Origin of the sequence: Psychromonas antarctica (genome assembly GCF_022267535.1) — a bacterium.
Lineage (GTDB): Bacteria > Pseudomonadota > Gammaproteobacteria > Enterobacterales > Psychromonadaceae > Psychromonas > Psychromonas antarctica.
Genome location: NZ_JAHNZV010000047.1, coordinates 1 through 20,775, shown reverse-complemented (window position 1 = coordinate 20,775; position 20,775 = coordinate 1). Strand labels below are relative to the sequence as shown.

Below are 20,775 nucleotides of genomic sequence, written 5' to 3'. Positions count from 1 at the left end.
GCTCTACCAACTGAGCTACATCCGCCACTAAACTTTTAAAATGGTGCGCCCTACAGGGCTCGAACCTGTGGCCTACGGCTTAGAAGGCCGTTGCTCTATCCAACTGAGCTAAGGGCGCGAAGTTGGTTTATAAAACTATAACATATAAAAATATGTTTTAAAATTTGGTCGGTGATAAAGGATTCGAACCTTTGACCCCCTGGTCCCAAACCAGGTGCGCTACCAAGCTGCGCTAATCACCGAATGTTTTTTAGGGATTAAATTGTTGTATCTTCCGGGGGAATCCCCTGGTCCAACTCTTTGTTACCCATCGGAGGTGCGCTACCAAGCTGCGCTAATCACCGAATGTTTTTTAGGGATTAAATTGTTGTATCCTCCGGGGGAATCCCCTGGACCAACTCTTTGTTACCCATCGGAGGTGCGCCACTAAGCTGCGCTAATCACCGAGTCATTGCAAGCTGTTCAGCCCTGTCAACGGGGCGAGATAATACGTAGTTGTAGTGAATGCGTCAATTGATTTTTGTGAATAATTGTTTGGATGCCGATTTATTAAACGTATTACGTCATTGTGCATATCCTGCATCTACTTCTGTTTGTTTTCTATCTGGCCAAGAGCAATTATGCGTTGCACTTTAAACAGATGTTGACCTAATAGAAGGGCTGCAACGGTTAAGCCTGCATTAAGACCTATCCAAAATCCTTTTGCCCCCAGTGGTTCGACAATCAAATCTGTTATGCCTAGAAGATAACCTACAGGTAAACCAACAAGCCAGTAGGCAACAAATGTGCGGGCGAAAATTGCGTTCATCTCTTTATAACCACGCAACGCGCCAGCCGCAACAACTTGGATCGAATCGACACATTGGTACATACCAGAGAGTAGTAATAAGATAACGGCTAAAGCGATCACTTCCTGATTATCAGTATACAGCTGGGCAATATTTTCTTTAAAGATAACCGTTAATAGTGCTGTTATAATTGATAAACCGAGACCGACGGTTAACCCCGCATAAGTCGCATTTTTAGCTCCTTTATGATTGCAACTACCGCGGTTAAAACCCACTCGAATACTCACTGCATTGGAGATACTCATCGGCAGCATAAACACCATGCTTGAAAAATTAATGGCAATTTGATGCGCCGCGATAACCACTGCACCGAGTGGTGCAATTAATACTGCTATCCCAGCAAATATCGTTACTTCAAAAAACAGCGCGATAGCAACGGGGAGGCCGAGTTTGAAAATAGCACTTAGTTGCGCAGCATCAGGTGCAGTAATCGTTTTGAATAGGGGATAGTAATTGAGTTTTTTAGTCTTCAGCACATAGACAATGAGCATCAATAACATCAGCCAATACACAAGGGTCGTAGCGATGCCACAGCCAACGCCTCCCAGTGCTGGGGCCCCGAACTTTCCGTAGACAAAAACCCAATTAAGTGGAATGTTGACTAATAAGCCAATAAAACCGATTACCATTGCCGGTTTAGTAAGCGATAAACCTTCAACGTAATTACGCAACGCCTGAAATAATAAAAACGCAGGTACTGCGACCAATACCGCATATAAATAATGGGTGGTGATTTCTTTTAGTGCAGGCTCAATATCCATTAAGTTAACCATATAACCCGCGTTATATAATACTAATGATATTGGTACAGTAAGCAGTAACGCAAGATATAAACCTTGCTGACCTGTGCGCGGTATTTTATCTGAATCATTTGCGCCATGCGCCTGTGCTATCAGGGGAATAAGCGCCATTAATACGCCAACGCCAAAAAGGATACAGGGTAGCCAGATACTGGCCGCAATGGCAACGGCTGCCATATCGTTTGAACTTACCCCTCCAGCCATAACGGTATCAACAAACCCCATGGCTGTTTGCGTGAACTGCGCAATAAAAATGGGGAGGCTTAATTTGAATACTTTATAGATTTCTTGACGATAAGTCACAAGGGATCCAACTGAATATTAATGTGCAAATAAAAATCTGTTTATACGCACTAGAGGGCTATATTGCAATGCTATTTGTAATGTTAAAATACACATTGTATTTAACTAGATAGTAAATAAATTTAACGAGTTGAGCGATAAGGGATAGCAATCGTCACCTCTTCTTGTATATTAGCTTAATTTCGTTTCATTCGTTCAAATAAAGGCATATAAAAAATGAGCCAAGTTACCCCTATTACGGAAGTTTTTGAAGCAAAACCACAAGAAAAACTTCTTTCAGAGTATCGCGTTGCAGAGTTTACTGTAAGCACCTTAGATCTTGAATTCGACCTGTTCGATAACAATACACTGGTTAAAGCGACCAGTGAGGTGCAGCGCACGAGTAAACACAGCGAACCACTTTTTTTATTTGGAGAACAACTGAAATTAGTTGCCTTGATGGTTGATAATCGTGATTATTCTGACTATCAGTTAGTGGAAGGGGGGATACTAATTCATAATTTACCAGATCAATTTACATTACAAATTACTACCGAAATCAATCCACAAAGTAATAAAGCGTTTGAAGGTTTGTATAAATCAGGTGATGCATTTTGTACTCAGTGTGAAGCAGAAGGCTTTCGCCGTATCACTTATTATTTAGACAGACCTGATGTGATGGCAAAATTTACGACTAAAATTAGTGCGGATAAAACACTTTATCCTGCGCTTTTATCGAATGGTAATCTTGTTGCACAAGGAGAGTTAGATAACGGTCGTCATTGGGTGAGCTGGGCAGATCCTTTTCCGAAACCTGCTTATTTATTTGCGCTGGTTGCGGGTAAGTTTGATTGTCTAAAAGACACTTTTACCACCAAAAGTGGCAAAAAAGTGGCTTTAGAGTTATTTGTTGATATCGGTAATTTAGATAAAACCGCACATGCGATGTTATCACTGAAAAATGCCATGAAGTGGGATGAACAACGTTTTAATCTAGAATATGATCTCGATATTTATATGATTGTCGCGGTCGATTTTTTCAATATGGGCGCGATGGAAAATAAAGGCTTAAACATTTTTAATTCTAAGTTTGTGTTAGCCAATGCACAAAGTGCGACTGATCAAGATTATTTGGGCATTGAAGCGGTGATTGGCCATGAATATTTTCATAATTGGACTGGCAATCGTATTACTTGTCGAGATTGGTTCCAGTTAAGCCTTAAAGAGGGGTTAACTGTTTTCCGCGATCAAGAATTCAGTTCTGATTTAGGCAGTCGGCCTGTTAATCGAATCGCTAATGTTAAAATCATGCGTAACAATCAATTTGCAGAGGATGCTGGCCCAATGTCGCATCCTATCCGCCCCGAATCTGTGATGGAAATGAATAACTTTTATACGCTGACGGTTTATGACAAAGGAGCGGAAGTGATCCGCATGATACATACATTGTTAGGGGAGGCTAAGTTCCAACAAGGTATGCAATTATATGTGCAACGATTTGATGGGCAAGCGGTCACTTGCGATGATTTTGTGGCTGCGATGCAAGATGCTAGCGGTATCGATTTGACTCTATTTAAGCGTTGGTATTCGCAATCGGGTACGCCGCAAGTGAATGTCTCTGATTATTTTGATTCCACACAGAACAGTTACCAAATTACCTTTAAGCAAAAAAGCTTAGCCACAGCAGATCAGAAAAACAAACAGGTTCTCCATATTCCCGTTAATTTAGAGTTGCTCGATGGAGATGGCAATGCCTTTGATTTAGGTAATGGTCGTCGCCACCAAGTATTGAGCTTAACGCAAAAAGAACAAACCTTTGTGTATAAAAACATTGCAACAAAACCTGTGCCATCTCTGTTTCGTGACTTTTCTGCGCCGGTTAAATATCAATACGCATACAGCGATCCGCAATTGCTACATTTAATCCATTTTGCCAGTGATGATTTTTCTCGTTGGGATGCAGGACAAATGTTATTTAATAAATACCTGCTTATTAATGTATTACAGAAAAAATCTAATCAGAAGATGGCGTTGCCACCGGTATTTATAGAGGCGTTTAGATCTGTCTTGATTAGCGATGATTTAGATCCCGCATTGATAACCGATATGTTTGAGTTTGTCAGTGAAGCGGGCGCGATGGAGTTATTTGAATGCGTTGATATCGAAGCTTTGCATCATGCACGTGAATTTATGCTTGAACAGCTCGCTATTGAATTAAAAGATGAATTTGTGTCGGCTTATCAAAATCATCAAGTGACGGGCGACTATCAACCTGTCAGTGCGGATATTGCAAATCGCAAATTGGCTAATTTAGCGCTACTTTTTATCAGCAGAGCAGATCCGTTAGCGGCTAACAAACTGGTGATTACGCAGATCCAGCAGAGTGATAATATGACCGACCATTTGGGTGCGCTATTGGCAGCAAACCGTGGCCAGCTAGATTGTCGTGATAAGGTGATGAGCGATTTTGAAGACAAATGGCATCACAATGGTTTGGTGATGGATAAATGGTTCAGTTTGCAAGCGACATCACTTGATAGCGCAGTACTTAGCAATATTAAGGCTCTTTTCCAGCATCGTAGTTTTGATTTTAGTAACCCTAACCGTTTACGTGCACTAGTGGGCGCTTTTGTACAGAATAACCCTTATTATTTTCATGCCAGTGATGGCAGTGGTTATCAGTTTTTAACAGAGCAATTGATCAAGCTCAATGAGCAGAACCCGCAAGTTGCATCGCGACTAATCACTCCTCTTATTCAATTCAAGCGTTTAGACGAGCATCGTAAACAATTAATCAAGGAACAACTCAATCGCTTACTACAACTTGACAATCTAGCATTAGATCTTTTTGAAAAGGTGAGTAAAGCACTGACACAATAAGTATTCCCTATTAGCGTGATCTGATTAGCCTTTCTGATAATTCAGCAAGGCTTTTTTTTTATGGCATGATCTAATGCCGGTTTTGAGTAAGAGAGTTTGCGCATACTGACTACACTATCTATTTGAATCACTTGTTATTAATAATCAGAGCTGCGATGAAAAAAATTCAACTAAAGTATATTTTACCCATTGTCATTCCTTTATTCATTTTGTTATTGCCGGTTACCAGTTTTGGTATCGCGCAAATGACGTTAGTGGAACAGCGAATCATAGCCATTTTTGTGATGGCAACCTTGTGTTGGATTTTAGAGCCGATCCCAATTTATGCAACGTCAGTGTTAATTATAGTTTTAGAGCTATTATTAGTCTCTGATAAAGGGCTGTGGTTTACCCAGGTAGCGTCTCCAGACCTCGGGCATTTGATCAGCTATCAAATGATCATGGCCACCTTTGCCTCTCCAATTATCATGCTTTTTTTAGGGGGATTCTTTTTGGCCATTGCGGCGACTAAATATCGTTTAGATGTCAACTTAGCACGTGTATTACTTAAACCTTTTGGGCGAAATCCAAAATTTGTGATGTTAGGTTTAATGATTATTACAGCCATTTTTTCGATGTTTATGAGTAATACAGCAACGACAGCCATGATGCTGTCAATCTTAACGCCGGTGATTGCCCTGTTCAGTAAAAAAGATCTCGGGCGGGTGGCTTTTGCTTTGTCGGTACCCGTTGCTGCTAATATAGGTGGTATAGGCACGCCTATCGGTACGCCTCCAAATGCAGTCGCATTGAAATATCTGACCGCAGAAAACAGTATCAGTTTTGCTGGTTGGATGGCCTTCGGTGTACCGTTTGTTGTGGTGATGTTATTTATCGCATGGTTATTACTGACCACGTTGTTTCCCGCCACAATCAAGGAAATCAACCTCAATATCAAAGGACGTTTTTTAAAAACTCCGAAAGCTATTACTGTTTATATCACTTTTGTGGTGACTATTTTATTATGGTTGATGGGCGGGGTGCATGGCATGAATGCTTATGTGGTTGCCATGATTCCTGTCGCTGTCTTTTCGATGTTTAAAATTATCACCAAAGAAGATTTAAAGAAAATATCGTGGGATGTTTTATGGCTAGTCTCTGGTGGTATTGCATTAGGCGTTGGCTTGGATAAGTCGGGTTTTGCCGCTAATGCAATTAACGCGATACCGTTTGCTGATTTTCATCCGTTGCTTTTAATTGTGGGTGCTTCTGTATTGTGTTTATTAATGGCTAATTTTATGTCGCATACCGCTTCCGCCAATTTATTGCTGCCATTAGTTGCTGCATTAGGGGCTTCAATGCATTCGCTATTGCCCTATGGTGGGGAAGTCGTTTTGATTCTTGCCGTGACGTTCGCAGCATCGTTAGGGATGTCTTTGCCTATTAGTACACCTCCGAATGCACTTGCTTATGCATCCGGTCACGTTGAAACTAAGCAGATGGCAAAGGTAGGGATTGCGCTCGGTATCATTGGGCTACTAATCACTTATGCAATGCTTTACTTGTTAAATAAAATTTCATTTATCGGTTGATTATTATTCATAGCGTAGTTACAACCACTGAAATATAAAGAGGGTAATATGGAAAAAATTAATATTATTTGTGTGGATGATGAACGGGAAGTGCTTGATGCTGTAGTGCATGATCTCGATTATTTTAGAGATCTGTTTAACATCGAAGCATGTGAGTCTGCTTTTGAATGTTTAGAGTTATTAGAAGAGTTAGATGCACAACAAGAGCATGTTGCCGTATTAATTTCTGATCATGTTATGCCCGAAAAGTCGGGGGTAGAGTTATTGACAGAAGTCGCTTTAGATAACCGATTTTTAGGAACTAAAAAACTGCTGTTAACGGGACTCGCAACTCAAGCGGACACCATTAAAGCTATCAATAACGCTAAGCTGGATAATTTTTTAGAAAAAGTGTGGGATCCTCAGGAGTTATTGCAAACAGTAAAAGAGTTATTGACTGAATATATCGTTGAGAAAGGTCTTGATTATGAGGAATATATAGAGAAGCTTGATGCACCAACGCTGTATAGATTAATTAAATATTAGTCATCTCTCATCATAGATAACGTGTATGTCTATTTTGTTCTTATTAGTCTTTTAAAACATTAAAAAGCATTAGAAGCAGTTTGCTAAGCTGATGTTTTTTAACATAACGCGCAAAATGAAACAGACTTTAGGCAAAGGAGTGCGCCATGATCAAGCCATACTTAAAGTATATTTTACCGGTTATTATTCCTTTGATAATTCTCTTCTTACCAACCACTGGATTTGGCATTGAGGGGTTAACATTAGTCGAGCAGCGTGTTATTGCCATTTTTTTTATGGCTGCATTATGCTGGGTTTTAGAGCCTATTCCCATTTATGCTACTTCGGTATTGATTATTGTCTTTGAGTTACTCCTTATCTCTGACAACGGGTTATGGTTTGCCACCAATAGCCCTTTAGAAATACAAGGTCATCTACTAAAGCAAAGTACTATTATGGCGACGTTCGCTTCGCCTATTATTATGTTGTTTTTAGGTGGTTTTTTTTTAGCAATGGCCGCGACAAAGTTTCGTTTAGATATAAATTTAGCGCGGGTATTGCTTCGCCCCTTTGGTCATCGCCCTAAGTATGTAATGCTGGGCATTATGATGATAACTGCCGTTTTTTCTATGTTTATGAGTAATACGGCCACCACCGCCATGATGTTATCAATTTTAACACCTGTATTGGCACTATTTTCCAAAGAGGATATTGGCAAGGTTGCCTTTGCTTTGTCGGTGCCGGTGGCCGCCAATATAGGAGGAATCGCAACTCCGATCGGTACACCGCCAAATGCGGTCGCATTGAAATATTTAGTTGATCAATACAGCGTCAGTTTTGCTGGCTGGATGGCTTTTGGTGTGCCGTTTGTTGTGGTGATGTTATTGATTGCTTGGTTATTATTAAACCACCTTTTTCCTGCAGATACGAAAGCTATCAAGCTTGATATTGAAGGACAGTTTTTAAAAACACCGAAAGCTTATTTAGTTTATATCACCTTTGCAGCAACAATATTATTATGGTTGTTAGGCGCAGTTCACGGCATGAGCTCATACGTAGTCGCTATGCTTCCCGTGGCGATATTTTCAATGTTTAAAATTATCACTAAAGAAGATTTAAGAAATATTTCATGGGATGTTCTGTGGTTGGTTTCAGGCGGCATTGCTCTAGGTGTTGCACTTGATGAATCAGGCCTAGCATCTAACGTAATTAATGCGGTTCCATTTAATAGTTTTCATCCGTTATTACTGATCGCCGTTGCTTCCTTACTGTGTTTGTTAATGGCAAATTTCATGTCCAATACAGCTACTGCGAATCTATTATTGCCCTTGGTTGCGGCATTAGGCGCATCCATGCACTCATTGTTACCTTACGGCGGACAAGTCGTTCTGATTCTTGCGGTGACATTTTCCGCATCCTTGGGCATGTCTCTACCGGTCAGTACACCGCCTAATGCATTAGCTTATGCTTCTGGACATATAAAAAATACGCAAATGCTTAAAGTAGGGGTGATAATAGGAATTATTGGATTGTTGGTTACATTTACTATGTTGTTTGTACTTAATCAACTGGGTTTGGTGGGGGGGGGGAATATTTATTAGACGATATTACAGACAAATCGTGTTTGAAGATTACGCCACTAGGGCGTGACGTAATTAACAAACGGCGAGGAGATGTCGGTTATTCTTTTTCTAGCTGTTTTCCGTCATTTATTAATTCATGTTTATAAATATCAACCCAAAATGCTGTCGCGCCACAGACTGCAATCGGCATAATAATGAAATTTACAAATGGTACAGTAGTTAAAAAGCTGACCATCATTCCAAAAGTTAGATTTTTACCTAAGCGTTTGCTTAAGGCGCTCTTCATGCTTTTAAATGGAATTTTGTGATTATCAAATGGAAAATCGGCATACTGAACGGCCATCATCCACCCTACAAAAACAAACCAGATAAACGGCGCCACGGTTTGTCCGAATACAGGAATAAAAAACAACAGAGCGCAAAACAGCAGACGCGGTAAAAAATAGGCAAGCTTTTGTAATTCGCGCTTAAAGATACGCGGTAAGTCTTTTAATAATTCACTAAAACCGTCATCATTGATCTGCTGATTGGTCAGTAATTTTTCTGTTTTTTCAGCCAGTAAACCATTAAAAGGGGCTGCAATAAAGTTGGCTACGGTTGAAAACAAAAATGAAAAAGAGAATAAAATTGAAAGCATTAAAAAGGGCCAAAGAATATAGTACAGCCAGCTCAGAAAATCAGGTAAAGTTGCAATATAACTGTCTATCCAATTCATGATTGAACTGAACAAAAACCAAAAAGCACTCGCAAAAATAACAACATTAATAGTGAATGGAATTAAAATAAAAAATCGTAATTTAGGATGACTAAGCAGTTTCATCCCTTTGAATAGGTAACCGATTCCTGAAAGTGGCTGCTTCACAAGCTGATTTTTAAATACCATAAGAAACCCTTATTAAAATATGAAGTATGCAATTGTAACGTTTATTCACTTAATCCCGCTATTAAATTATCTCGTTTGTTTAATTACCCAACAATTTCATAAAAAAAAATGACAATATCACGGCTATATATAGACGCTTTCGTTTATTCAAGGTAGTTTATCAACTGTCTCCTCGCGCGAGGGGACAACACTCATTTTGCTAATCAAGAGAAAGAAAAATGCAACACTTTCAACCTATATTAATTATTATCGGCATGCTCGCTATTGCGGCAGTGTTAATTCATGGTTATTTACTAAACCGTAAAGCTAAACCGTCTGTTACTGAACCTCTTTCTGTAGCCGATACTGAAAATAATGAATTCGATTGTGATGATGGAATCATCGGCGATGTGCGTATTGTTCATTCAGGCCAAGATGATGATGACAGTGATTTTTTGACTGTGTTAGATACCAAAGAGTACGCAGATGGTATTAATCTTTCAGAGGAACCGCAAATATCGCCAGAAAACATCACCCCACAAGAAAGTAGTGAAGATTTTTTACAGCCTCTCTCTTCAAGTGACGATGAGCAGACAAAAGAAGAGATTGCAGCGGCGCATTTACGCGACGAAGTAGAAAAAGAATTCTTATTGAAAGCGGATGATGATGAACAAATCAATACGCAAGAGACACAAGATATTTTTATCTTCAATGTTGTCGCCAGAGAAGAAGAAGCGCTTGTCCGTGGGCATGAGTTGTTGCAATTTTTCTTAACTGCGGGTTTTCGTTTTGGCCAAATGTCTATTTTCCACCGTCACCTTCACTCAGATGGCACCGGACCTATCTTATTTAGCATTGCGAATATGATGGCGCCGGGTACATTTGATCCTGAAAATATGGAACAATTTAGATCTCAAGGTGTCTCCTTTTTCTTAACCGCGCCCAATAATCAGATCAATATTAAAGCCGCATTTGATATGATGTTAGTTGCTGTTGAGCAGATGGCAGAGGAGTTTGACTGCATCGTCTTAAACGCAGAGAGAGAGCCGTTAACTGAAAAAGAATTTAGACATTATCATGAACGCTTATTGCATTATATTTAGTCACCTTAGCGCAAAGCGAATGGCTCAATTTAAGCCCCGACTATCGGGGCTTTTTTATAATCATAGTCGTGTTTTCGGACAGTAAAATATAAGTGGTAAAAGATGAGTATCCGAACTGAAATAACGCATTTAACGCTGTTGTTAGAAGAGTATAACTATCAATATTATGTGCTTGACAACCCGAGTGTCCCCGATGCTGAATACGATCGGGTTTTTCAACAATTACAAGCAATTGAGAAGGAAAATCCAGAACTGCTCTCAGCAAACTCGCCGACCCAGAAAGTGGGGGGCATTGCACTCACCAAATTTGAACAGGTGACACACCTAAAACCAATGCTAAGTTTGGATAATGTATTTGATACTCAAGCATTAAATGACTTTATGCAACGTGTTAGTGATAAATTAATACGTAGCGAAACAACTTTTTGCATTGAGCCTAAACTCGATGGTTTAGCAGTGAGCATTATTTACGAAAATGGCATTTTGGTGCAGGCGGCTACCCGAGGGGATGGGCAGACGGGCGAGAATGTTACTGAGAATGTTAAAACAATTGCTAATTTGCCGCTACGGTTACGTGGCGAAAATATACCGCCGTTGTTAGAAGTCCGCGGTGAAGTTTTTATGCTAAAAGCGGGATTTAAGAAATTAAATGACAGTTTAACTCAAGCCAATGAAAAAACTTTTGTCAATCCTAGAAATGCAGCTGCAGGGAGTTTACGTCAACTTGATTCAAAAGTAACCGCTCGCCGACCGCTAGCATTTTATTGTTATGCTGTGGGGGTATTTGAAGGGCAATTGCCAAACAGCCAGTTTGAACGAATTCAAAAACTCAAAGAATGGGGTTTACCTATTTCAGAAGAGGTCAAACGCGTTGTTGGCAATACGGATTGCCATGCTTATTATCAAGCGATTGCCAAAAAACGGCCTCGCTTAGCATATGAGATTGATGGCGTAGTCTATAAAGTTGATGATATTAGTGAACAACAGCAATTAGGGTTTGTTGCGCGAGCACCACGTTGGGCTATGGCTTATAAATTTCCTGCCGAAGAAGCGGTTACTGTGGTTGAAAATGTTGAGTTTCAGGTTGGGCGTACTGGTGCCATAACTCCAGTTGCTAAACTAAAACCTGTTTTTGTAGGCGGAGTGACGGTTTCTAATGCAACCCTGCATAATAAGGATGAAATACAGCGGTTGGGTATTTTAATTGGTGATCAAGTTGTTGTGCGTCGCGCAGGGGATGTGATACCGCAAGTTGTGCGGGTATTAGTGGATAAGCGCGATCAGAAGAAAACGCAACAAATTGTTTTCCCGACGTCTTGTCCTGTTTGCCACAGTCCTGTTGAACGTATCGAAGGTGAATCGACTATACGATGTGTGGGTGGTTTATACTGTGAAGCGCAGCGTAAGCAAGCAATTAAACATTTTGCATCTCGCAAAGCCCTGAATATAGACGGCCTTGGCAATAAAATTGTGGAGTTATTAGTTGATCATAAGTTAGTTGAAAATCCTGCTCAGCTATTTAGTTTATCAACGAGTCAAGTTATAACATTGCCCAGAATGGGCGCTATTTCGGCAAAGAAATTAATCAACAGTTTACAAATTTGTAAAAAAACAACACTTTCACGTTTTTTATATTCATTGGGTATCCGCGAAGTGGGCGAAGCAACCGCAAATAATTTAGCGAATCACTACAAAACAATCGAAGCCGTGAAGTCCGCTGGTATTGAGGATTTAAAAACCGTTTCGGATGTCGGTGAAATCGTCGCCAAGCACATTTATTACTTTTTCAGGCAAGAGCATAATAATGAGGTTGTTGATAAGTTAATTGCGGCAGGAGTTCACTGGCCTAAGATTGAAGGGATTAATGAGAGTGAGTTACCTTTACTCGGACAAACATTTGTGATCACGGGCACATTTACAAATATGTCACGTACGGATATAAAAAATGCTCTGCAACAATTGGGCGCGAAGGTCGCTGGCAGTGTCTCTAACAAAACCAGTGCAGTCATTGCGGGGGAGGCTGCTGGTTCAAAACTCACAAAAGCAGCGGAACTTGGTGTTTCTGTTATGGATGAGGCCGCTTTATCTATTTTGCTTAAGACTGATAGTTGATTTGGAAAGTGAAGAACTTTTATAATGGGTTTTAGAAAGCAGTAAAACATTCATATATAATAATAGGCTGTGGGAAATATGAAAAAAATAAAAAATGAATCTCAACTGTTACAGCATGCAATAAAGCTGGGTAGTGCATATGCGATAAAGCGAGAATATAGCGGTTTTGATGCCAACACATCGGCAAAAGATAAACAGGAATGTATTTACCGTTTATTAGTACAAGATAAACTAATATCTGCACTTGCAAAAGATCAGGAAAACAATGTAAATATTCGTCATAAGTTGGTGTTGTGGATAAGTAAACATCTCCCAGCGGATCACTCTTTACTAAAGTAAAGGCAATGTAGGTGCCTACTTTAAAGAGTTCCTTCATTCTACTCTTGTTTACATGCTTAAGGGGGAGGCTTGTAAAATGGCCTCTCTAGAATCCGTTTTATCAGGACCATTCAACTACGGAACGCTGCCTCGAAACCGGCTTAGTGTTACAGCATTTAATCAATAAGAATCAACCATTCAAGTTACTAAATGCTTACATTTACAGCTTCTGGTAGATGATTAGCAAAGTTAATCCTTCGAAAGAATACATGCAGTACATTACTCTGCTCTTTGAACGGAGTCAGACTATTTTGATTGGGTATAGAGATTTATATCGCTAAAGTTATAAGGCCATCAACGGACGATAAGATTAAAAAACAGTCAGGTAATCTATTTACAAGTTATTATTGCCTGTTATTTAGTCTGTTAGGGCTATTGTTATAAATAGAGCTTGCCAATATAATGTGATCTGTATATCATCCACCGCACTTACACAGTAGCGGTTCAGTTACTTATTAAGTGGTAAAAATCGGACGCGAGATGGAGCAGCATGGTAGCTCGTCGGGCTCATAACCCGAAGGTCGTTGGTTCAAATCCAGCTCTCGCAACCAATTTTTGTGTTGTAGTAAAGAATAAGATTTAGAAAAAGAAGCAGCAATTACGGACGCGAGATGGAGCAGCATGGTAGCTCGTCGGGCTCATAACCCGAAGGTCGTTGGTTCAAATCCAGCTCTCGCAACCAACTTTTGTGTTGTAGTAAAGAACAAGATTTAGAAAAAGAAGCAGCAATTACGGACGCGAGATGGAGCAGCATGGTAGCTCGTCGGGCTCATAACCCGAAGGTCGTAGGTTCAAATCCTGCTCTCGCAACCAATTGATTTTAAACTGAAAGTTAAATATCATACCTCAGTAAAATCCTGTTTTAAAATACCCCTAAGAAACCACTTAATAAAAAACATCAATACATTATTTTAAAATACACATTAAAGAAATTATATTTTCTGCCCTTTATTTTTCAGCTTTAGAAAACTCGTTTAGGCACAAAATCGATTTTCTGCCCAAATTGTGCCTTTTTTTGTGTCCAATTGATCTTAATTAACCTTAATGTACATTAGATTTCTGCTCGTTTACGAGCTTTTAACATAATCAAAAAGAAAATTAATAGCTGTACCCAATTTTACAACAATGATGCAGCATAAACGGTAAGACCAACCTATTAAAACCTGTCTAAGTCGAAAGTCTTTAAAGACTGTCAAAGCGAAGAGGATAATGGATGCGCAAAAATCTTAGGCTAGAGGGTAGCTCTCTCAATAAAAATCCGTATAGGCGAACGCATCTTATATGTTTATGTTAATTAATGGTTGTAAAACAGGTGGAGCCCATATACAACTTAGAAAATAATACATAAATAACTATAAATACGTAGCCAAAATCACAATATCATTTCATGGTATTTCATTTGGAAAAATACGCCAGTAAATGATCAATCGCTAAGCGTGCTCTCATGGGTAAAAATCGTCGGTTTTGATACACCACCCAACTGTGTGAGTCTCTGTGCCAGAATTCCTCCAGTACAGGGACTAAATTTCCACGCTCTACGGACGGTAAAAAATTATGCTGTGGCATATAAGCAATGCCTAAACCTTGTTCGCATGCGTTAACAACTGCGTGTGCATTGTTACTTTTCCATCGGCCATGAACCTTGATACTTTGCTGACGTCCTTCGTGGTCAAATAACCAATGGTCATTGTTAGAAATAATACAGCTATAATTTTTGAGTTGATTTGGATGCTGAGGTATTCCGTACTTCATCAAATAAGATTCACTGGCAACAGCCATCATCGGATGTGCTAATAATTTACGAGCGATTAACCCAGAGTCTTCCAACTTGCCGTATCTGATCGCAAAATCGATCCCCTCTTCAATAAAATTGACTTTTCTAGTGTTAAAATCAACTTCGATAGATAGTTCAGGATGCAATAAGGCAAACTCCATTAACGCTGGGGCAACCTGTTGTTCAGCAAAAGTGCCGGCTGCGCTAACACGCAATGTACCAACAAGATTAAGTTGCTGAGTATTGATTTGTTCATTCGCTTGTTGCAGTCCCGTAACGAGATCTCGACATTGATGGTAATAGTTTAAGCCTGTAGCGGTGAGGTTTACCGTTCGTGTAGTACGAGCAAATAAGGCGCAACCTAATCGTTTCTCTAATTTTGAAATTTGACGACTCACATGGCTGGTACTACAACCAAGGCGTTTAGCTGCTGTTGAAAAACCTTGGCTCTCAGCGACACTGATAAACTCAATAATTCCCTCTAAACTTTCCATAGTCTCTTCTATTGTTGTTATATGGCAATAGAAATTTGCCATTTAGCTATATTGTTGTCAAGGAGTTGTAGTATTAAGATACATCCAAGATAAACAAAACGCTTCTACCAATTAACTAAAGGGCACCGTAATGAAAAAAATACTTATTCCAGTAACGAATCACGCAACACTAGGTACTACAGACCAAGCAAACGGTACTTATTCACCTGAGCTTACTCATGCATTACATGTTTTTTTAGAGGCAGGGATTGAATATGAGATTGCTTCTATTAAAGGTGGTAAAGCCCCTATGTATGGGACTGATATTGAAGGCGATACTGTTAACGATGAAATATTAAATAACGAAGAGTTTCAAAACCGCATTAATAATACCATCCCAGTTTCGCAAGTTAATGTCGGTGATTATGATGCTATCTATTATCCTGGTGGATTCGGCTTGTTATCTGATTTAGCAACCAATAAAGACTTTGCAACACTTGCCGCTAAGCATTATGAAGATGGTGGTATTATATCCGCTGTATGTCATGGTCCAGGCGCATTATTACCTATTATGTTAAGTAATGGTGAAGCATTATTAGCGAATAAATCAGTCACCGGTTTTACTCGTGAAGAAGAGATCGATTTTGGCACTATTAATGATATTCCATTTTTATTAGAGGAATCTCTTACTCGAAAAGCAGCTCGTTTTAGTAAAGTTCAGCCTTGGGGCGTATTTGTGATAGAAGATGATCGCGTTATTACTGGCCAAAACCCAACTAGTGCAAAAGCAGTTGCTGAAGCCATCGTTAAACAGCTTGCGGCTAAGTGATTTGACTAAAACGCTGTGCCATTAGACGCAGAGTTTTGCTAAACGTCGCCCTTCAAACGCGATCAGAAAGCCACTTAACTATTAGTTTTACTCTAGCGGCTGTTATATTTCTTGTCATTAAACACATGTAAACGAGCAAGATTGATTTCTATACAATTAACATAAACAGAGGTTGTAAGAATATGAGTGAATTACAAGTTACATCACCGTTTAATGATAAAGTAGTGGGAACAGTTGTATTTTCAAATGTTGAACAAGTCCAAGCGGCTATCGAATTAGCTAATGACACTTTTCACGATCATAAAAATGCACTTCCAAAGTACAAAAGAATTGAAATTTTAGAAAAAGTGGCAGAGATTATGAGTTCTCAAATGGAAGAACTTACTCTTCTTTGTGCATCTGAAGGTGGTAAACCTTACATGGATTCTAAAGTTGAAATTCAAAGAGCCATTAATGGTGTTAAACTTTCAATTGAGGCATTGAGTTCTTTTCAAGGGACTGAAATTGCTATGGGTCAAACTGCCTCAAGTGCAAATAGAATGGCTTATACATTTAAAGAACCTATTGGTGTGGTTGCAGCAATTTCTGCTTTTAATCACCCATTCAATCTTGCTGTCCACCAAGTAATCCCTGCCATTGCTGTTGGTTGTTCTGTTATTATTAAACCTGCTACTCAAACACCTATGTCTGCTGTTAAACTTATTGAAATTCTAGCTGAAGCGGGTCTTCCAAAAGGTTGGGCACAAGCCGTTGTATGTGGAAGAGAAGCGGGTGAATTATTAGCGACATCTGCAAAAATTAACTTCTTAACATTTATTGGTTCTGCAAGTGTCGGTTGGTACCTTAACGCTAAAGTTGCTAATGGTACAAGAGTTGCCTTAGAGCATGGTGGCGTTGCACCTGTTATCGTTGAAGCCGATGCTGATATCGATGCTATGATCCCAGACTTAGGAAAAGGTGGTTTCTACCATGCTGGTCAAGTTTGTGTCTCTGTTCAGAGAATATTTGTACATGAATCAATTGTTGATGAAGTCGCTACAAAATTATCTGATTACGCCTCTAAATTGGTGGTAGGAGATCAATTAGATCCTAAAACTGAAGTGGGTCCATTAATTAATAATAATGAAGTTAACAGAGTTGAAGAATGGGTTCATGAAGCGGTGACTAAAGGTGGGAAAATATTAACGGGTGGCAGTAGAATCTCTGCATCTTGTTTCCAACCAACTGTGATTCTAAATCCTGCTGATGATGCTTTAGTATCCACTAAAGAAGTATTTGGACCCGTTGTTTGTATTTATACCTACTCTAATATCGAAGACGCTTTTGATAGAGCAAATGCATTAGAAGTTTCTTTCCAAGCTGCTATATTTACTAAAAATATTGATACTGCTTTAAGATCTGTAAAAAGGTTAAGTGCAACAGCCGTTATGGTGAATGATCATACTGCATTTAGAGTTGATTGGATGCCTTTTGGAGGAGCGAATGCTTCTGGATTGGGAATGGGTGGAATTCACCATTCAATGTTAGAGATGAGTAAAGAAAAATTAATGGTTATTAAATCATCCGTTTTATAGTTACTCTACTTTAGCTTTAATTTACAAATAAATTGAGCTCTATCGGTACTCGCAAATGAGATTGGAATTAGTAAGATTGATAAAAATATTTTCATTGTGTCAATTTTTAGTGGCAAGCGGTTGATCAAAATGGTGATGAAATCGATATTTTAGTGCAGAACCCAAGAATAAAAAAGCGCCAATGCGTTTTTTCAAAAAACTATTAAAAGAGCAGAAAGCTACGCCATTAAAGGTTGTTACGGATAAACTTAAAAGGTATTCAGCGGCAAAAAAAGAATTAATACCAAGTGTTGAGCACTCTACGGTTCAATATGAAAATAACCGATGTGAGCTATCACATCAGCCTACTCGGCAACAATAAAAGCAGATGCGTAAGTTCAAATCACACGGACAAGCTCAACGGTTTTTAAGTTGTCATGGAGTGGTGAATAATCTATTTAGGCTTGGTCGGCATTTGTTTAAAGCTGCACACTATAGAGTTTTTCGTGAACGCTCCTTTTCTGAATGGAATCAGGATGATTGCCTCCAGAATTTAGACTAAGGCTGATTTCATCGCCTTTAACCGTTTGCTTCAGATAAGTTTACAATACACGCAAACTCGTTATCAATCATTAATATATGCTGATTACGCTACATAAATTCCGCCTTGTTTAGCGGAAAAAAATTTAAGTCAAGAAGCTCGGAGTCGATTTCAATTCTAGACTATACTTTCTTCTCTGATTCGTCGTCATGGCGTTTAACTTTTCGGCCCCCTAACTCTCGGCTTACCAAGTCAAAGCTTGAGATACCACTCTAGCAAAATCGAATGATATTAGATGAGGTGAATTATGGATACACAGTTAAAATTTAGAATTAAGCATTGGCTTGAAAACGACCCTGATCCTCATACTCAGCATGAGTTACAGGCACTTCTGGATGATGGTAATGAGACGGAATTGCGTCAACGATTTTGCGGTCGACTTGCATTTGGTACTGCAGGGCTAAGAGGCGTTGTAAAAGCCGGCCCCATGGGGATGAACCGCTTGGTCGTAGCGCAAACTTCGGCAGGGTTAGGTGCATACCTGAAACAACAAGTTAAGGATGTAGAAAGTCGTGGCGTGATTATCGGATACGATGGACGCCATGATTCAAAACAGTTTGCCGATGACGCAGCCGGTGTACTGACAGCCATGGGAATTAAAGTCTATCTGACTTATAAGGTTGCGCCGACGCCTTTAGTCGCATTTGGGGTCATTCATCTCAATGCAGCGGCAGGTATTATGGTGACCGCAAGTCATAATCCACCTCAGTATAATGGTTATAAAGTATACTGGGGAAATGGTGCACAGATCATCCCACCTCATGACTCAGCAATAGCGGCATATATAGATAAAGCAGCGACACAACGTATCAGTTTACTGCCACTCGAAGTAGCGAGTGCGCAAGGAACACTTGAAATATTAGGAGATGAATACTATCAAATCTACCGTCAAGGGGTCAAACATACAGCGGTGCTGCAGAATCATACCCAGCCACAATTAGTGAGCCTGTCCTATACAGCCATGCATGGCGTTGGTGCTGAGATGGCCGAGACAGTGCTTAGCGATGCGGGCATATCTAAAGTTTACTCGGTAGCGGCACAGCGAGAGCCGGATGGCGACTTTCCTACGGTTAATTTTCCCAATCCTGAAGAGAAGGGTGGCATGGATCTAGTCATTGCCGAAGCGCAGAAACACGGGGCCATGCTCGCTTGCGCTAACGATCCCGACGCCGACCGTTTTGCAGTGGCCGTGCGCACAGTAACAGGTAACTATGAGATGCTTAGCGGCGATCAGGTCGGCGTACTTTTAGGTCATTATCTAATCACTCATGCGCCTAAAAACAAGCATTTAACCTGCACTACTATTGTTTCCTCGACCCTACTATCGAAAATAGCAGCGAGTTTGGATGCCACTTGTCTGACGACCTTAACTGGCTTTAAGTGGCTTGCTAATGCAGGAATGGCCGCGCAGAATGATGAAAACCAGTGTTTGTTCGCCTATGAAGAAGCGTTGGGCTATATGGTTGGCTCTATGGTCTGGGATAAAGATGGTTTATCCGCGTTAGTGGCGTTTGCCCAGTTAGCCGCTGAGTTAGCGAGTCAAGGGAAAACCATCTGGGATCGCTTAGAAGATATTTATCGTCAACATGGTTTTCACCTCAATACTCAAGTGAGCATCGCTCTTAAACCTACGACACCGAACATAGGCGCTTATCTGCGTGAAAAGTTACCTAGTATGATTGCCGACAAACAAGTATTAAGCTGCGATGATATCAGCTGTGGTTTGCGTACCTTTCGAGATGGCAGCACTGAAACTATCGACCTGCCAGTCAGTGATGTGCTGATCTTTAAATTACAGGGTGGCGGGCGCGCCATCGTCAGGCCATCAGGCACTGAGCCTAAAATTAAGTGTTATTACGAAGTAGTCACCACTATGACTGATCAGGATACGCTAAAGAGTGTTCAGGCCCGAGCCCAAGCTGAGATGGACGCTTTTATTTTGGCCCATCAGGCCTCTTTGCCTCAGTAGTGCTAGGCGAATATACCCTTAGGGCTTCGCGGTTACTTTACCTATACCTATTAGTGCTGAGATCAAGCTGCTAAGTGAAAAGTTTTAGTGGCGATAGCCGCACAACGAGTGTTGCCATGGGCATCAGCCAACTTGACTGAATAGACGCTAGGTATCGAAAATGGGGATAATACGCAGTATTAGCACGTTTTATAAGGGAGGCACTTAGCATCTGCGGAGTGTTTATATAACAATGCGGTTAGTGCTGCTCTATAAACTTGTATTATTTCATCGAAACGATAGATGGTAGGATCCGTTTACATAATATTTTAACACGAATTCATCGTCGAATAGCTTCTCACGATACGGAAGTTCGTTTATCAAGGGACTAAGTATAACGTTGATCCAAAGCCATCTCTCGCCAATAACCTGTGTAAAATAACATCCTTAATGTCATATCTTAGTCATAGACGTTTTAAAAGCGTCTGATAAAAATTCACAATACAAATGTCCTAATTAAGTTTTTTTATTATAAAGCGATAAAATTATAGAATTTGACCTTCAGTAATTTGTGTTTTAATGCAGATCTGGACAGTCTAATGACATGCTCCCTTTTTGTGTCCAATTACTATTAACTTAGCCCAATTCACATTAAATATTTAACACCTCATGTA

Annotated in this window: 13 protein-coding genes, 5 tRNA genes and 1 pseudogene; 14 read left to right on the top strand and 5 right to left on the bottom strand. The window is 39.9% G+C overall.

Annotation, left to right across the window (positions count from 1 at the left end):
- Positions 1 to 41: 41 nt before the first annotated feature.
- From KSO91_RS10810 to KSO91_RS10800, 3 genes are all read right to left on the bottom strand, one after another.
- Positions 42 to 118, bottom strand: a tRNA-Arg gene (locus tag KSO91_RS10810).
- 47 nt (positions 119 to 165) lie between these two features.
- Positions 166 to 242, bottom strand: a tRNA-Pro gene (locus KSO91_RS10805).
- A 341-nt stretch (positions 243 to 583) separates the two neighbouring features.
- The gene (locus tag KSO91_RS10800) at positions 584 to 1,951 is read right to left on the bottom strand and encodes an MATE family efflux transporter (protein ID WP_238743015.1); all 1,368 of its coding nucleotides are present in this window, start codon (positions 1,949 to 1,951) and stop codon (positions 584 to 586) included.
- Positions 1,952 to 2,167: 216 nt separating this feature from the next.
- On the opposite strand from KSO91_RS10800, the gene pepN reads away from it, so the two are divergent.
- The 4 genes from pepN to KSO91_RS10780 all read left to right on the top strand — a co-directional run bounded on the left by pepN (position 2,168) and on the right by KSO91_RS10780 (position 8,486).
- Complete coding sequence (gene pepN / locus KSO91_RS10795; protein ID WP_238743014.1) at positions 2,168 to 4,810, top strand: aminopeptidase N; 2,643 nt, start codon at positions 2,168 to 2,170, stop codon at positions 4,808 to 4,810.
- Between the two features lie 155 nt (positions 4,811 to 4,965).
- The gene (locus KSO91_RS10790) at positions 4,966 to 6,381 is read left to right on the top strand and encodes an SLC13 family permease (protein ID WP_238743013.1); all 1,416 of its coding nucleotides are present in this window, start codon (positions 4,966 to 4,968) and stop codon (positions 6,379 to 6,381) included.
- A 48-nt stretch (positions 6,382 to 6,429) separates the two neighbouring features.
- Positions 6,430 to 6,906 carry a response regulator gene (locus KSO91_RS10785; protein WP_238743012.1) on the top strand — a complete coding sequence of 159 codons (477 nt, stop codon included), beginning with the start codon at positions 6,430 to 6,432 and terminating at the stop codon, positions 6,904 to 6,906.
- A gap of 146 nt (positions 6,907 to 7,052) precedes the next feature.
- Entirely contained in the window at positions 7,053 to 8,486 is a 1,434-nt protein-coding gene (locus KSO91_RS10780; RefSeq protein ID WP_238743011.1) for an SLC13 family permease, read from the top strand.
- 79 nt (positions 8,487 to 8,565) lie between these two features.
- Here KSO91_RS10780 and cysZ read toward each other — a convergent pair whose 3' ends face one another.
- Entirely contained in the window at positions 8,566 to 9,351 is a 786-nt protein-coding gene (gene cysZ, locus KSO91_RS10775; RefSeq protein WP_238743010.1) for a sulfate transporter CysZ, read from the bottom strand.
- A gap of 218 nt (positions 9,352 to 9,569) precedes the next feature.
- Here cysZ and zipA point away from each other — a divergent pair, with 218 nt between their 5' ends.
- From zipA to KSO91_RS10745, 6 genes are all read left to right on the top strand, one after another.
- Positions 9,570 to 10,433: a cell division protein ZipA gene (gene zipA, locus KSO91_RS10770; RefSeq protein ID WP_238743009.1), complete on the top strand. Its 864-nt coding sequence runs from the start codon at positions 9,570 to 9,572 to the stop codon at positions 10,431 to 10,433.
- Positions 10,434 to 10,535: 102 nt separating this feature from the next.
- Positions 10,536 to 12,545, top strand: coding sequence for an NAD-dependent DNA ligase LigA (gene ligA / locus KSO91_RS10765; protein WP_238743008.1), 2,010 nt, complete (start codon positions 10,536 to 10,538; stop codon positions 12,543 to 12,545).
- A 78-nt stretch (positions 12,546 to 12,623) separates the two neighbouring features.
- Positions 12,624 to 12,884: a DUF5062 family protein gene (locus tag KSO91_RS10760; protein WP_238743007.1), complete on the top strand. Its 261-nt coding sequence runs from the start codon at positions 12,624 to 12,626 to the stop codon at positions 12,882 to 12,884.
- A 513-nt stretch (positions 12,885 to 13,397) separates the two neighbouring features.
- Positions 13,398 to 13,474, top strand: a tRNA-Met gene (locus KSO91_RS10755).
- Positions 13,475 to 13,528: 54 nt separating this feature from the next.
- Positions 13,529 to 13,605 (top strand) — tRNA-Met (locus KSO91_RS10750).
- 54 nt (positions 13,606 to 13,659) lie between these two features.
- Positions 13,660 to 13,736, top strand: a tRNA-Met gene (locus KSO91_RS10745).
- Positions 13,737 to 14,318: 582 nt separating this feature from the next.
- On the opposite strand, the gene KSO91_RS10740 is transcribed toward KSO91_RS10745, so the two are convergent.
- A complete protein-coding gene (locus KSO91_RS10740; RefSeq protein WP_238743006.1) occupies positions 14,319 to 15,191 on the bottom strand; it encodes a LysR family transcriptional regulator in 873 nt (290 codons plus the stop codon).
- A 130-nt stretch (positions 15,192 to 15,321) separates the two neighbouring features.
- Here KSO91_RS10740 and KSO91_RS10735 point away from each other — a divergent pair, with 130 nt between their 5' ends.
- The 4 genes and pseudogenes from KSO91_RS10735 to KSO91_RS10720 all read left to right on the top strand — a co-directional run bounded on the left by KSO91_RS10735 (position 15,322) and on the right by KSO91_RS10720 (position 20,122).
- Positions 15,322 to 15,999: a type 1 glutamine amidotransferase domain-containing protein gene (locus tag KSO91_RS10735; protein ID WP_238743005.1), complete on the top strand. Its 678-nt coding sequence runs from the start codon at positions 15,322 to 15,324 to the stop codon at positions 15,997 to 15,999.
- A 182-nt stretch (positions 16,000 to 16,181) separates the two neighbouring features.
- On the top strand, positions 16,182 to 17,573 hold the full coding sequence (locus tag KSO91_RS10730; protein ID WP_238743004.1) for an aldehyde dehydrogenase family protein: 1,392 nt from the start codon (positions 16,182 to 16,184) through the stop codon (positions 17,571 to 17,573).
- A 110-nt stretch (positions 17,574 to 17,683) separates the two neighbouring features.
- A pseudogene (locus tag KSO91_RS17895) lies at positions 17,684 to 18,114 on the top strand (IS6 family transposase); the annotation flags it as partial.
- Between the two features lie 286 nt (positions 18,115 to 18,400).
- A complete protein-coding gene (locus tag KSO91_RS10720; protein WP_238743002.1) occupies positions 18,401 to 20,122 on the top strand; it encodes a phospho-sugar mutase in 1,722 nt (573 codons plus the stop codon).
- The last annotated feature ends 653 nt before the right edge of the window (positions 20,123 to 20,775 follow it).

Bases quoted from the DNA above. Each gene is read 5' to 3' on its own strand.
- KSO91_RS10740 (WP_238743006.1), bottom strand. From the start codon at position 15,191: ATGGAAAGTTTAGAGGGAATTATTGAGTTTATCAGTGTCGCTGAGAGC.
- zipA (WP_238743009.1), top strand. From the start codon at position 9,570: ATGCAACACTTTCAACCTATATTAATTATTATCGGCATGCTCGCTATT.
- KSO91_RS10760 (WP_238743007.1), top strand. From the start codon at position 12,624: ATGAAAAAAATAAAAAATGAATCTCAACTGTTACAGCATGCAATAAAG.
- KSO91_RS10790 (WP_238743013.1), top strand. From the start codon at position 4,966: ATGAAAAAAATTCAACTAAAGTATATTTTACCCATTGTCATTCCTTTA.
- KSO91_RS10735 (WP_238743005.1), top strand. From the start codon at position 15,322: ATGAAAAAAATACTTATTCCAGTAACGAATCACGCAACACTAGGTACT.
- pepN (WP_238743014.1), top strand. From the start codon at position 2,168: ATGAGCCAAGTTACCCCTATTACGGAAGTTTTTGAAGCAAAACCACAA.
- ligA (WP_238743008.1), top strand. From the start codon at position 10,536: ATGAGTATCCGAACTGAAATAACGCATTTAACGCTGTTGTTAGAAGAG.
- KSO91_RS10730 (WP_238743004.1), top strand. From the start codon at position 16,182: ATGAGTGAATTACAAGTTACATCACCGTTTAATGATAAAGTAGTGGGA.
- cysZ (WP_238743010.1), bottom strand. From the start codon at position 9,351: ATGGTATTTAAAAATCAGCTTGTGAAGCAGCCACTTTCAGGAATCGGT.
- KSO91_RS10780 (WP_238743011.1), top strand. From the start codon at position 7,053: ATGATCAAGCCATACTTAAAGTATATTTTACCGGTTATTATTCCTTTG.
- KSO91_RS10785 (WP_238743012.1), top strand. From the start codon at position 6,430: ATGGAAAAAATTAATATTATTTGTGTGGATGATGAACGGGAAGTGCTT.
- KSO91_RS10720 (WP_238743002.1), top strand. From the start codon at position 18,401: ATGGATACACAGTTAAAATTTAGAATTAAGCATTGGCTTGAAAACGAC.